Here is a 13,888-nt window from a genome sequence, read left to right on the forward strand (position 1 = left end):
TTAAAAGGAATCTGAATTACGTTCGTTATTTTTGCGCCGGGATGTTAGCAGCTCAATATCCTGTAACTTACGGCCAAACTCATCATCCAATGCCACTTTTGCTAAATCTTCAGCCAACCCTAATGCTGATAGCACTACCAGATAGTGGCCAATGGAAACACCGGGTTCACCTCGGGTGATATTACGAAGGGTCGGCATAGACAGACCTGTACGCTCAGACAATCGGGTTTGGGTGATCTTCCGGCGTTTCATCGCCAGGGCAATATTCTCGCCCAGTGTTTTCAACAGCCGCAGATCCTTGGGAAAAACAACAGCAGAGCGAGAAGACATGAAACTAAACCTTCATATAAGCCAATTAAATGGAATTATAGTTTCAATTTTATAGAAATCCATTAAACAAGAAAGAATCCTTTTAATAACCGCCCCGGTTTTCACTGCTCAATACCAACTCCACAACCGGCACCTCCCATTGCGAGCATTTATGCATGCCCCGGAAAGCTTCCTCAGAATCCTCCAGACGCCTTCGAACCATGGCAATCACACTCCCCTGTAAAGAGGAACCATTGCCCTGATCAAGCTGATGCACAAGGGATGAATTATTCCGGATCATGGTTTTGGACAGCGCTGCCACGGCCTGACCATCGGCCAACAACAGGATGGCGTCCTTATCCCTTTTCAGGGTTACTGTAAAACCCGCATTCAACCCGGCAAGTACCCCATGAATGGGGTGTGCTTCCGGCATTGAGCCAGCGTAACTCAAATAGAGGTCAGCCAACCCCATCAGATAGAATTGCTGCTGTGGGTAATCACCAGAGGGTTCCACTGCACGAGTCAGACACCCATCACCCAGTTCGCTTTTCAAAAGAGCTACAATGGATTGTTCACATCCTGGCGCTGGCAGATCACCAACTGCTACATTGACCGGGTCATGCCCACGTAAAAAAGCCGACGTTCTTCTTCTATGATATCAACAGGGATAATGGCTGTTCCTGACTCTCTGGAATGATAAGACAACCATCCACCATCCAGCATAACCACCACCGGGAATTCCATGCCCTTGGCACCATGCACCGTACCCAGATGGACACCATTTCCCAGTCTCTGTTCCCGCCGTGTTTCCCGAAGGTAGTCCACCATATGAGCCACCAGCGCACTGACCGGTAATTCTGCCCCGCCGGTTTCCTCCTCCCAGCTATCCAGCAGTGCCATGACTTTCTGCTGCCAGGGTGCCGGAGGCAGTGACAGTTCTTCCAGCCAGCGTCGTATACCATGGCAATCCGCCACACTGTCACGGTGCTCATTCAGGCAGCGAAGCGTTTCGTCAAATTCACGAATCCGGAAAAGTGGTAGATTCTGACCACTCTCCAGCGGCAGGCTGACAGGAAACCCCGCCTGTTCCAGGGCACTACGAATATGGGTCAGCTCTTTTTTGGCAATACCGTGACGGGCCAGTATTGCACATTGACTCCACTCCAGGTCAGGCATCCGTTCTTTCAGACGCTGCAACTCCTGAACCACCGCCAGGGTCTGCTGGCGAATACCGGCACAGGCGAGTATCTGCACCCGCCCCCTGGCTACAGGGTCCAGGCTGTCGAGACTGCCGCCCTCCGGCAAGTGTTGCCGTGCATCATTAATACGGATCTCCTGATGGGTTTTCATACGATTTTTATTATGGCCAATTACGCCATTGGCAGCGCTGATAATATGACCGGAAGATCGATAGTTCTGCACCAGGTAATGTCGTTGCGCCTGATAATCCTGTTCAAACTGTCGTATGTATTCGACGCTGGCCTGACGAAAACCATAAATACTCTGATCATCATCACCCACGGCCATTATGCTCAATTTCTGCTCACCCTGTTCCAGGGTGAGCCCGGCAATGGCCGAGATCATCTCATACTGCTGAACATCAATATCCTGATATTCATCCGCCAGAATATGTTCAAAACCTGCCAGCAGGCGCTCCCGGGCCTGATCCCCCATAATGCCCGGCATCAGGGTTTCACCTTTCAGCAATGCTGTTGCCCCAGGAATCAGCTCATCAAAATTAAAGACATTATTCTGCGGTTTGCCGGCAGACGGACTGCGATTTCCGCCAACATCCGGGACCTGAAAGCTGGTTCCGGTCAGACGCATAGCCAGGCCATTAAAGGTCTGCACCGTCACTTCCCGGGCTTCTCGAGCCAGTAATTGATAAAGCCGCCTTCGCAACGTCACTGCGGCACTGTGGTTATAACAAAGCACCAAGATACTGTAGGGCCGAACCCGCTGAACCCTCATCAGATAAGCACAACGATGCACGACAACCCTTGTCTTTCCGGAACCAGGCCCCGCCAGCACCAGCATATTCTGCCCCACCGGAGCCTGAACAATCGCCTGTTGCTGCGGATTCCCCAGTGATTCAACAATGTCTTTCAGAGACTGCTCGCTGGTGGCCAGCTCCAGCAACTTTTTGCGGTCCTTAAAGTAGCGGTTCAGAAAGCTGGCATTATCCTGCTGAAAATAGTCCTGAACCAGACGCAGCGCCGAAGCCATTTTCTCCAACCCCAGCTTCACATACTCATTCATCACATGAACCTGGGAAATTCGGGCCTTGTAATGGCGGAACAGTGGATCGTAATCCCCTTTGTTATAGCGTCGGCTACGGGCTTCATTGTTCATCTTCAGCGTCATGGCCTGGCGGAAAACAGCCAGCCCCTGCTGAAGAATAATGGCACCCTGCTCATGCAGAAATAGCAAACCCCGCTCCAACGCCGCCAGCTCTTTGCCTTCACGAATATCCAGCGTCATATCCTGTTTGACACTGTCCATCAGCGATTCCAGGGAAAACTCAACCAGCACCTCACTCCGGGAAGACTGTTCAGAGTCTTTAATCGCCCGGATCAGTGCTGTCAGGATATGCTGGGACAAGGCGTGTCGTTTTTCCATGGTTGCCAGAATGTTGGCCCAGCTACGGCAGAGCCTGAGACTGTAATGGTCTTTATAGATATACCTGAATTCTACGCTGCCTATTGACGACGCCAGCCCTTTGCCATCTTCGGCCAGGCTTTTCAGCAGATTTCTCAACAGGTCAGGATTGGCATAATCCAGCCCCTGGTCCACCAGCACCTGATTCAATTAGCGCAAATCCAATGGAAAGGGTTCTTTTTCATGGTCATCGGGATGTGCTTCCCGGAGGCTATCCAGCATGGCCTTTTCTAACCGGCACAATTTCTGGTAGACATCCCGGGCATTATTTCGCCCCTTGGGCCGGAGAAAAGCGGTCATCAATAACCCGTTGGAGACCAGCCCCACATCCGCCATCTGACTGAGGATGGCCATAATATCGGTGGTATTCAGCGGGGTAGCTTTATCCTGCGCTTTCAGATGACGACCAATATCCTCCGCCAGCCGGTCCGCACTCACCCCCTCATCCGGATCAGCATTAATCAGGGCCGAGAGTACCATTAGCCACTTTTTCCGGTTAGTGTCGGACAGCTGTAAGGTATCCAGTTTTTCTTCTGCCTCTTCCAGGGTGTTGAACAGGGGTTTGCCCTGAAATACCAGGTTGGAATTTTCATTTCTTTCCAGGTAACCACCACGCTCCAGCCAGGCAATGGCCGTTTTTACCTTGGTATCTGCTGATCGGTCATCCAGGTCAAAAGAAGTATCCACGGCATCGGAACGTAATAGCTCACCGGACGTAATCACAATATCCTTCCCCGGTCGTTTTTCCAGTCGCCTCAATCCACGCAAAATCTGTTGAATATCATTCAGATGGACTTCAGACAGAGCCCCCAACTTGAACTGGGTTTCAATATCCTGATGGTCAAACAGCAATATACACTCGGCAGGTTGCTCATCACGACCGGCACGCCCCGCCTCTTGCAGATAGTTTTCCAAGGATCCGGGAATATCCGCATGAATCACCAGCCGCACATTATCTTTATCCACCCCCATGCCAAAGGCGTTGGTGGCACAGATAATGTCGATCCCCCCAAGGATAAAACCTTCCAGAATCGCTTTTTTGGCGGGAACGTCCAAGCCACCATGAAAATGACTAACGGTCAGCGACCTTTGCATTTCTTCAAAGTACTGATTAAGTGCCTTCGACAGAAACTGTGCCAGCTCCTCGGTATTCTTGCGGGTGGCACAATAAACAACACAACAGCCATTCTCCGGCAGGCGCTCCATAATCAGTTCCGACACCCGGCCATATTTAGCCGCATGGGTAACCAGGTGCACTTCATAAGCAAGGTTGGAACGCTCAACGCCCCCCTGAAACAGGGTCAGGGACTGCCCCAGATGGCTGGAAAAATGGTCACGGATATCGTCTATCACATCGTGTTTCGCGGTTGCGGTATAGCAGGCCACCGGAGGCAGTGGCTGTTTACTGTTAAGCGACTGCTCCCGAATAAATCGGCCGGCATAAAGATAATCCGGCCGGAAGTCATGCCCCACTTTGACAGGCAATGGGCTTCATCAAATACCCAGCAGCCAATTTCCCGCTGGCTAAGGGTATTAATCACCGACTTATTCCGCAGCTGTTCCGGCGACAGATAGAGCAGGCCAATATCGCCAAGGCGCACCTGTTCCAGAATAGCCCCGCGCTCTGGAGGCGTTAACATGCCGTAAATAGCAGCCACGGCCATGGAGCCGGTTTTCTTTTTCAGGTTCTCCACCTGGTCTTTCATCAATGCCTGCAATGGTGAAATAATCACCGTCAGCAAACCACGGCGGTAATAACGCACCAGGCCGGGAATCTGAAAGCAAATGGATTTACCTCCGCCAGTGGGCAAAATGCCCAGCAATGGCTGGTCATTCATGCCCTCAAGCACAATATCCCGCTGCAGCGGTTGCCCTTCTTTGGTCTTGCGGTAATCCGGATAATTAAAGTAGCGCTGGAGCTGCCGCACCGGGTCATGATTTTCTGCACAGTAACTGCACGACTCATCGCCACAGTGCTGGCCCCGAAGCTGCTTGAGGAGATTGGGTATCTCCGGAAAACGATGACGGACCCAGCCCGGTATCACCGAATTGCCTCCGGATACTTTCAACCAGGCGACACAATAGGGTAACAGCACTCGCATCCGGGTTTCGGGCAAGTGCCGTATGGCCACACGACGGATCTGCTTTGGGCAGACCAGACCTTCGCATAACCGCACCAGTGCCTGTAACACTTCCGGGCCAGTGGTAAACGGCCGATCAATTAATGTCTGGAAAATTGCAGCCAGCCCCTCGAATGATGTCTCGATTACCTCCGGCTGTTCATCACCGGGTTGCCCATAAGGCTCATTCTCTGGATGGCCTGTGGCAAAACAGAAATGATAGAGCCGGATCAGGTCAGGCTCGTTCTGTGCAGTCTCCGAAAAACTCTGATATTGCTCGACAAAGATGGACAGTGCCAGCTGGGCATCCGCCACCGGATCATTAATGGCATCTTTGACCAATTTATAATCTTTCACCAAGTGGTGATAAGGATTACGGGGGAAAGCCAGGGAGACAGGAATAAGGTATCAATCACCGGTTTGGACAATAGCTGCAAACCGGGCTGAAGGGATTGCAGCACCGGCAAATCATGACCGATCAGATTATGGCCGCTGACAAAACGGCAAGGCTGACAAAAGGTATCCAGCCCCTGCAAGGCAGCAATCACCTCTTTTCCCTTGCCTCCCTAGTACTCAAACTGCTGTATCCGATCACTGATGACCGGAGTTTCAGGGTGACCGGTAACCGGATTATGATAAGCCCCGATATGGCGGATAGCCCCCCTGGCCTGTGGTTTCCAGATCAAGGGCAATAATCTCCGCAAGCAAAGCCTGTAATTCTGGACTGTTAAACACAGCGACTTCTTTTTGATGGCGCTCTTTATTATTGATGTCATTATCGAAGTCAGGCGTTGAAGAGCCGGAGGTATCAGACTGGCTGCTGGTCATAATGTATCGTCCGTAAGATACAAAGTATTCTAATTCGACAGCCTGTCCAAAAGAAACAGGACAGAATGATCAGCCCTTTCTCGGTGTAACAACGCATTCTGAAAAATCCGGGGATACAAGCAAAGTCATGTCATGACTTTGCTACTGACTCAGTGTGGTGTGCACTCGCACTGAGTTGAGTGATTGCGGAATAAGACAATGCCTATGCAGAACCAGACAATCCCCAGCAGAGTTTATAGTTTATAAATTGACTTTAAATCCCAATGCCTCCAACAACTCTTCATTTTTAGGGAGGGGATTACGATCTAACAGGCTTCTTAGCTCCCTGCGAGCCCTGGACACACCGTATTTTGGTAATCTCATGGATTCATATTGCAATGAACAGACATCGTTTGTAATTCGATTTTGCCCACCTTCCAAAACATCTTTATTTGGTAGAACTACACGAAGATTTTTTGACCTGTCATTTGCTGGAGCTGACAGGCATTCAATCAATTCTGCCTCTGACATACCTTCCAAGAGTCTTTTTTGGCGCAAAGATCGATATCGAGTGGTTACCGTCGATTTTTTAAGTCCCGTGAGATTCGCAAACTCTGCTAAAGAAACATAGCCTCCAATAGCCGAGTCTGGATGTGGTATTTCATAATATTTTGGCGAGTTTTCAGGAGACTTTTCCCATTTCAAGTCACGATATGGTTCGCCACTAATTATGGATCTGTGCAATCGTGATTTGAGGCTGGCTTGTCTGATGCCATTTTCCTCAGCCGCTTCTCTGATCTGGTTATATTTTTTACCGTTATAGATAAAGAAATCTGGCCGACGCCCTTTTTTTCCATAAAATTTATCGATATTCAATGCTTCATAGATTGATGAACCAGACTCGAGCCTTTTTCGGACTTTGCCAGATGTTATTTCCAGCTGAGGGTAATTGAGCTGAAACCAGATAATCATTTGAGACAAGCTATCGAAATACCATTTTCCATTTCCTACAGACATGCTAAATGGCAATCCATTACCCGAGTTACCTAATGACCCGCCGTCTTTAATGTTGTAACCATTTGGCTTCATGCATTCAGGATGATTCTTAATACACTCTTTCTCTAATATCCTAGCGTCATCATTACTCATAACCCTGTGTTTTTTCAGAGTCTTGATAGAGAAAATACTCCTTGGATCTTTATCAAGCTCGACTATTTCTCTAAGTCTTTCTGCCAGGCTGCCCTCAGTATACCCTTTTACTTTTGACTCAACGATGTGCCAGGAAAACCTTTCTGCAAACGAGCGCCGGGTGATACCTACATAAACCTTACCTGTCTCTTTATCTGTGAGCATATAGACTCCCCAAGCAACGTCGGCAGTTATTTCACCGGTTTCCGCTCGGAATACCGCATCCTTGAGTGATTCTGGGTTTGGTATGTAGTCTGGCTTATGGGAGGCGGGGACTTTTGTGATTTTAACTCCTGTCACACGCTCTAACACTTTAATAAAGTCTGTAATTTCATTTGTTTCAGAGTCTATCAACCCATCACTACTGACTTTAATTTGTTCAAGTGCTCGATCAAAGTTCTGTGGTGTTTTTAGTTTCTTTGCCAAGTTCGGAAACGCTTTCTCAGCCCTGGTTCTTACCTCCATTGAGTTTAACGAGCTACCGTCAGGCATTAACCACTTTTTACGTTTGTTTTTAGGGTTATCCCTCTGCTGAATGATGTGTTTCGCAAGCCCATATAGAAGCTTTGTTCTTTCGTCTTGACTGGAAAAACTGTAATAGCTAAGCCGACGTAATTGCCCTCCTTTTCTTATTAGTTTTAGTAACTTCTGATAACAGGCTCTGCCAGTGATTATATTATCAGAGTCGAAATACTCCCGTAGTTTAGCAACAGCCTCTAAGTGGGATTTTTTAACACTAAGCCCTTGAATAAAATCTTGAGCGCCTTTATCCAGCCTGCGCATTCTTTTTCGTGAACTCTTCCCTGGCATATATCCTCCTGATGATTCAGGTTCAATAAATATTTGCTCGCACTCAAATATGAGGCTTATAAGTCAGATCTATCAAGTTAACAACTTAATTTGAATTTTCTACTCATATATGTTTAATTTAGTTTAATTAAGATTACTGTCAATATCAGCAGATATACAGTTATGATTAAAATTAATCACACTCGTTAGCCAGGGAACACTGATGATTCGAATCCTTTTTCGACAATTTCTTGACGATAAAGCTTTCCGGGAAAAACGAAAAATCACTCTTGCCCAGGTAGCTGATGAAGCTGGAATTGGTCGGGCCACTATCACTCGAGTAGCAAACTCACCAGGTTACAACGTAACGCTTGATGTCATTGACGGATTATGCTCATATTTTGACTGCACTCCTGGAGAGTTACTGCAGAAAGTTGATGAATAGGGTCTCCTTTTCATCTCCAGATTCATGGTTCCAATGATTCCGATCCTGTAATGACACGCTTTGGGATCTGTTAAATCCTGGGGATGCAAGCAAGGGCAAAGTAATGTCATGACATTACTTTGCGACTGACTCAGTGTGCACTCGCACTGAGTGAGTGCGGCGTCGTTCCACTCCGCCACAGGAAAAGCAAGAAATCATAACAATCCAGCGCAGAGAGCAGTCTGCCAGATAGAACAGGCCATTGTCGGATACGACAATCCCCGTGCGGAATAAAGCAAAGCCTGTGCCGAATGCGACAATCCTCTCCAGTGGTTATAGTTTTAGCTCATATCTGAAAAGTTAAAAAATCATCAATCATCTTGCCGCAAATTACATACCCATAGCGAACAAAATATCTATTAACGTTTTCCCGCCTTAAATCACTGTATCCTACACGCATCAATAAGGATGCCATTATGGAGAACAACAAAACAACCCAGATTCAAATCAGAGTCAGCGTGCAAGAAAAATCTGAAATCAAGGCAAAAGCAAAGTCGCTGAACTTAAACGTGTCAGAATACATCCTGTCACAGCATCATAATAAAGACCTGCCACCGCCCCCATCAGAAATTGAACGACAGCAACTCACAGAGATAGCTAAAGTCGGGAACATGATTAATGAACTTTTATCTATCGTTCGATCAGGAACCATCCCGGACTCGTTTGAAATCCAGCTCGTTATTGAAGCCATAAGTTGTTTTATAAAGTATCATGAGCAGAAAAAATGATCGCTGATGCCAAGCTAAACGGCAGTGTGGCTAAAGGCATCATAGTCGCTCACTATATGCTGAATCCTGATGCAAAAATTGATGATGCCGATGTCAAAAATATGCAAAAGGGAGGCGGTAATGAACGAATACTGCATATAGAGAGAGATCATGCCCAGCCGGTTCTGATAAACGGATCTCCCAAAGCATCAGCGCAGTCATTCATCAGCCAGGTCACGAACTGGAACAAAAGAAACCGCCCCGGAAAGAAAATGCCAAAATCCCATTGGGAGCATCGTGTGGTCAGCTTTCATCCAGACGACAGCAAAAAACTGAATGCACAAACGGCATGTAGAATAGCCAGAGAGTCCCTAAACATTGTAACTTCTGGAGAGCGACCAACGCTCTATGTTGTCCATGGAGACACCGAACACCTCCATGTTCACATGCTCTATGCAACCGTTGATGAGACAGGAAAAATTCACAATCCCCACCAGGACTACCGCATCTGGGAGCAGGCAATGCAGAGTCTGGAGATCAAATACGATCTTTATAGAGTAGAAAAACGGACAGCCTGTGCATACCATGACCCATCACGAGCACCTGACGGTACTAACCCGGCAAAATGCGAATTCAGGATGATCCAGCGAACTGAAGGGCCATCCTGTAAACAGCAATTGCGACAGCTTCTGGATCAAGCCATTGATGATAGCAAGTCAGCTCATCCTGCAGAAAAATTTGCTCGATTTATCACTTCTCTGCAGTCTCAAAATATTGGTATCACAGCAAACCTTCAAACCACAGGCCGCGTAGTCGGGCTCCGACTGCATTATGGGATTTTTTCGAAAGGCGGCATTAAAGCCTCAGCTCTCGGCAAAAACTATAGCTGGAGTAAATTAGCCCTGGCTGTTGACTTTGATAAAAATACCAACTTCAACACCCACTTACTCAAAGTGTCTGATCATCGAGCCAGGGAGTGGATCAATCATGAAGATGGGGGTAAAGAATATGCTTCTCAGATCATCGACAATACTCAAAGCCCAACCAGAAAAATTTCCACTCAAACAACCAAAGCAACTACTGCATCCAGCAGTGCTCTTATGGTCACTCCAGAATTTCCAGTTAATTATCCTGAATACCTGAAAGAGTTCATCAGAGCAATCATCAGAGCTGCAAACGCTGAAATGAGAAGCCAGCAACAGAAAAATAACCAGCTCAGTCACTCCGTCGACATTATTGTAAAACTACTGGAGTCGCTTCAGAAGCGAGCGATCAAAAATCATCTGAAGCACAATAAACACAGAGCAACACCCACCCGGGCAGGTATGCCGGAAACATCCCGGCACGCTGATTACGAGTCATCAGCTGCCTCTTCAGGACTTCATAATTTTGACAGATCCAGCTGAGGGAGGGTTTGCCTGTTGCTGTGAGGTGTAAGCCTGCGAGCCCGATTTCTTGAATATTTCAGTCACGTGCATGGCTTTAGTTGTATGGTTATCGCTCCGGGCATAATGCCCCGAGCGACTCCCAGCAACATGTTCACAGACAATGATTATCTACAATCCCCCCGTGCCCAGAATCCCGTTACCAAACCCAATCAGTTCCTTAATACTGGAACTAGCGGGATTATAGATCCACTCCCTGTCAAAATGCGTTTTTAGTCTGTTGGACATAAACTCGTTGCCTATGCACAGGGAATAAAAACGGTTACCACTTTCTCTCTGGTGCTCCACTGCTTCCAGCATCTCATCAGGAAGTGATGCCATTACAAAATCAGAGATAATCAACATATCAGCATTTTGATAGTCATCTTTCAGCATAATGCCCAAACCATGCTGAATAGCGGGAGCTACATCGGTTCCTCCGTAAAATGATTTCTGTAGAAAGGAAAGCAGCTTCTTCAAGGTATAGCCTTCGGATAAATCCAGTGTTTCTATCCCTGTAGAAAAATTAATGAGATAACAGTTTCGGTTCTGCTGCTTTGCCATAGTCGTCAGATAGAGCGTTACAGCCTTGGCTATGGTTTCCGGATGACCATGCATGGAGCCACTGGTATCAACACAAATAACAACGGGTCCCATTTTATCTTCTTCGGAAACCTGCTGCTCCTGTTCAACCTCTGTGTCTTTAATATCAGCCTGAAATCCCTCCATTTCGAAGCACATCAAACGGGACTCCACATATTTAAGGTCGAACAGAATAGCGGTCTCAGGATCTGATAAAAGAGCCAGCTCTGAAGGTAAAGCATGCTCAATATCTTTGCCCAGTTTTATTCCGATAATCTCTTCTCTCGAACTGACATCAGGAATGAAAACTGGTAAAGACACCACTGTTTTCGCCATCTCAATCTTTTCAGAGCGACTTATTTGCCTGAGTTTACCGAGCAAGTCACAAAGATCTTTTACACCTTGGTCACCCGATAAATATTCAGCCCATTTCTTGAGTTGCTCTATATCAGATAATGATAATTTACCTTCAGAAAAATCCAGAAAATAACCGGGTTCTAATCCGAGTTTCTCTATGTATTTAACGATATCCTTGAGTCTTTCCAACCACTCTTCGAGTTGCTGCAAATATTTTACCCGATACCTGGACACCGTCTCTAATTCCCATTCAGCCCTTTTCTGGCTTAATCGCTTACGCCATTCATGCTGCAATAACCGCCTCAGAGTACACAAATCAGACCGAACATCTGGCTCGCTCTGTTTCTCCCTTTGCAGCATACAAGTATGCTGCGATTCTTCTTGTTCCTTCAGGGCTTCATCAGGCTCACACCTGGTATGTGCAATCTTTCTCTCCCAAAAAGAAATATCTCTGGGCATCTTTGCCGAGCAAAGAAAAGAAGAAAAATGCTTGAGGTCATCCTCAATATGAATCACATCAGCCTTTCCTGAGCTCAGTTCATATTCCGCCTGTGAACATAGCCTCTCGTCCTCAGAAAATGGAAAACCACCCTGTACTTCTGTTTTCAGGCTCTCTTCCCAGCTTTTTAGCTGGGAGGATACCGTCGTGTTGATCTCAGGATGAATTTTAAGAAAAGCAGCACTATCATCACTGAACTCATCTTGCAAACGCAATAAAATCTTCTTCATGACGACCTCATTTACAGAGCGAAATCAATCGCTCACAATCCGCAAACCTGAGGTTTAGATCTTCAATCTGTTTCTGAATCCCATCTACCGAAATAGCCTGAATTTCTTTGGATAAAAATGGGGTATGCAATGCTGATTCATGGGTAGCTTTTTTATCTTTAACCTGATTCAATGCTTCCGAGATAGATTTCTTTAAGTCATTAGCTGCGTCATGCAATGAAGATATAAGACGTTCATTTACATCTTCCTTTTTATCGCCCTTATGGAATTGTATTTTAGGAACAAACTCTTTCACTTGATAATATCGATCATAATCAACTGAACAGCTCCCTTGTTTATCAAAACAGCAAGTCAAATCAGCAATTTCATTACCATTACTATCAACAGGGTTAAACTCATCAGTTGACTTCATCTTACTGAACTCTATATAAAATTGTAACTTCTTATCAGAGTGACCGTAATGGCGACCGGTTGCAGTTCTCTGCACCTTAAAATAATCACGTCCATTCATTTTTGTCGTCTTATAGACATCCCGACTATAAAACAACTCATTATTTATCTCCTGATCAAGCCGCTCCTTTTCTTCATCTATTTCTACCAGATTTACAGATGTAACATAGCCGCATTCCCTGACAGCATTTTCGACAATATTAATAACAGCTTGACGATTATCTTCTGTTGTCCACAAACAATGACGAAGTAATAATGCATCAGAGTGATTGGTTTCCTTTCGACCGCAGAACATTGCAGCAGCTTTCATTAACAGAGCAGCTTTTTTCCAGCGGCGGTCTGATACATAGACATTCATCTCCTCACTTTTTTCAGCAAGAGCTATCCAGATCAAAGAAATAATCGTGAGCGTTTCTTGAGACAACGAGACCTCATGGAGCCCTCTCAAATTATCCTCCCAGTTTTTACTGCTTATTTTTAAAGCATCAGGAATAGTTATTTCTGCCTGGACAGAATTGCTTTGCAGCAAGGTTTCAAATTTCTCGCGATTCTGCATAGGGGGAACCATCATACGAATGATGAAACGGTCATACAGTGCCTCAAGCCCCTGCCCCTCTGCAGGTGTTTCGTTAGAGGCTGCAACAAGAGCCTTCAGAGGCGCTTTCTTAATTTCTTCACCATTACGAAAAATACGTTCATTGGTTAAGGTCAGTAGCGTATTCAATACAGCAGTGCTGGATTTCCATATTTCATCCAGAAATGCAAAGTCTGCGCTGGGTAAGTATCCATCCGTTTTGCGAGTGTATTTATCTTGCTTCAGTGCTTTAATCGAAACCGGACCAAACACTTCGTCTGGTGTACTAAAGCGATTCATTAAACACTCAAAATAGCGGGCATCTTTAAATGCACAGGCTATACGTCGTGATATTAAACTCTTGGCCGTTCCCGGGGGACCATAAAGAAAGGTGTTTTGACCCGAGAGAGCGCCCAGCAGAGCCACAGCAACAATTTCTTCACGCTCATGGAGCCCACGGCCAAGTTCCTGAACCAGCTTCTCGATTTTTTCTTTCAACTGCATTGGTAAATCCATTATTTCTTGTTTATTTACTATCCTGCCGAATCATTACTGATCCGACAGGAACTCTTAAGCCAAGTGAAAGTGACGGCTATTTTTTCTTCTGATTGGGGTTTTTCTGTTTCCCCCGGTTCCCCTGATTCTGGTCATATTGCAGGTTTGTGCCTGATTGCCCTTTATTAGGGTTTTGCATATTTGCTGCATTGTCA

At 46.3% G+C, this 13,888-nt stretch carries 13 protein-coding genes; 3 read left to right on the forward strand and 10 right to left on the reverse strand.

Translation table 11 applies throughout. The annotated features are described in order from the left end of the window. From ACO6V1_RS00815 to ACO6V1_RS00850, 8 genes are all read right to left on the reverse strand, one after another. Positions 1 to 330: a helix-turn-helix domain-containing protein gene (locus ACO6V1_RS00815; protein ID WP_422449064.1), complete on the reverse strand. Its 330-nt coding sequence runs from the start codon at positions 328 to 330 to the stop codon at positions 1 to 3. Between the two features lie 82 nt (positions 331 to 412). Continuing rightward, on the reverse strand, positions 413 to 862 hold the full coding sequence (locus ACO6V1_RS00820; RefSeq protein ID WP_422449066.1) for a hypothetical protein: 450 nt from the start codon (positions 860 to 862) through the stop codon (positions 413 to 415). A gap of 50 nt (positions 863 to 912) precedes the next feature. Next, positions 913 to 3,108, reverse strand: coding sequence for an ATP-dependent helicase (locus tag ACO6V1_RS00825; protein ID WP_422449566.1), 2,196 nt, complete (start codon positions 3,106 to 3,108; stop codon positions 913 to 915). Positions 3,109 to 3,117: 9 nt separating this feature from the next. Further along, positions 3,118 to 4,353, reverse strand: coding sequence for a helicase-related protein (locus ACO6V1_RS00830; protein ID WP_422449567.1), 1,236 nt, complete (start codon positions 4,351 to 4,353; stop codon positions 3,118 to 3,120). Further along, complete coding sequence (locus tag ACO6V1_RS00835) at positions 4,317 to 5,444, reverse strand: DEAD/DEAH box helicase (protein ID WP_422449068.1); 1,128 nt, start codon at positions 5,442 to 5,444, stop codon at positions 4,317 to 4,319. The genes ACO6V1_RS00830 and ACO6V1_RS00835 overlap by 37 nt, the downstream gene beginning before the upstream one ends. Beyond that, positions 5,441 to 5,635, reverse strand: coding sequence for a hypothetical protein (locus ACO6V1_RS00840; RefSeq protein WP_422449070.1), 195 nt, complete (start codon positions 5,633 to 5,635; stop codon positions 5,441 to 5,443). The genes ACO6V1_RS00835 and ACO6V1_RS00840 overlap by 4 nt, the downstream gene beginning before the upstream one ends. An 82-nt stretch (positions 5,636 to 5,717) precedes the next feature. Beyond that, positions 5,718 to 5,915: a hypothetical protein gene (locus ACO6V1_RS00845; protein ID WP_422465440.1), complete on the reverse strand. Its 198-nt coding sequence runs from the start codon at positions 5,913 to 5,915 to the stop codon at positions 5,718 to 5,720. Positions 5,916 to 6,155: 240 nt separating this feature from the next. Further along, positions 6,156 to 7,892 (reverse strand): GIY-YIG nuclease family protein, encoded by a 1,737-nt coding sequence (locus ACO6V1_RS00850; RefSeq protein ID WP_422449074.1) that lies wholly within the window; start codon positions 7,890 to 7,892, stop codon positions 6,156 to 6,158. Between the two features lie 202 nt (positions 7,893 to 8,094). On the opposite strand from ACO6V1_RS00850, the gene ACO6V1_RS00855 reads away from it, so the two are divergent. The 3 genes from ACO6V1_RS00855 (at position 8,095) to ACO6V1_RS00865 (ending at position 10,468) form a co-directional block, all read left to right on the forward strand. Then, positions 8,095 to 8,316, forward strand: a complete 222-nt coding sequence (locus tag ACO6V1_RS00855; protein ID WP_422449076.1) for a helix-turn-helix domain-containing protein — start codon at positions 8,095 to 8,097, stop codon at positions 8,314 to 8,316. A 455-nt stretch (positions 8,317 to 8,771) separates the two neighbouring features. Next, a complete protein-coding gene (locus ACO6V1_RS00860) occupies positions 8,772 to 9,083 on the forward strand; it encodes a plasmid mobilization protein (protein WP_422449078.1) in 312 nt (103 codons plus the stop codon). Continuing rightward, on the forward strand, positions 9,080 to 10,468 hold the full coding sequence (locus tag ACO6V1_RS00865; protein WP_422449080.1) for a relaxase/mobilization nuclease domain-containing protein: 1,389 nt from the start codon (positions 9,080 to 9,082) through the stop codon (positions 10,466 to 10,468). Before ACO6V1_RS00860 ends, ACO6V1_RS00865 begins: the two co-directional genes overlap by 4 nt. A 150-nt stretch (positions 10,469 to 10,618) precedes the next feature. On the opposite strand, the gene ACO6V1_RS00870 is transcribed toward ACO6V1_RS00865, so the two are convergent. After that, positions 10,619 to 12,154 carry a VWA domain-containing protein gene (locus ACO6V1_RS00870; protein WP_422449082.1) on the reverse strand — a complete coding sequence of 512 codons (1,536 nt, stop codon included), beginning with the start codon at positions 12,152 to 12,154 and terminating at the stop codon, positions 10,619 to 10,621. A 7-nt stretch (positions 12,155 to 12,161) separates the two neighbouring features. Next, entirely contained in the window at positions 12,162 to 13,682 is a 1,521-nt protein-coding gene (locus tag ACO6V1_RS00875; protein ID WP_422449084.1) for an AAA family ATPase, read from the reverse strand. Positions 13,683 to 13,888 lie beyond the last annotated feature (206 nt).

The organism is Endozoicomonas sp. ALC013, from assembly GCF_049310205.1.
Taxonomy (GTDB): Bacteria; Pseudomonadota; Gammaproteobacteria; order Pseudomonadales; family Endozoicomonadaceae; genus Endozoicomonas.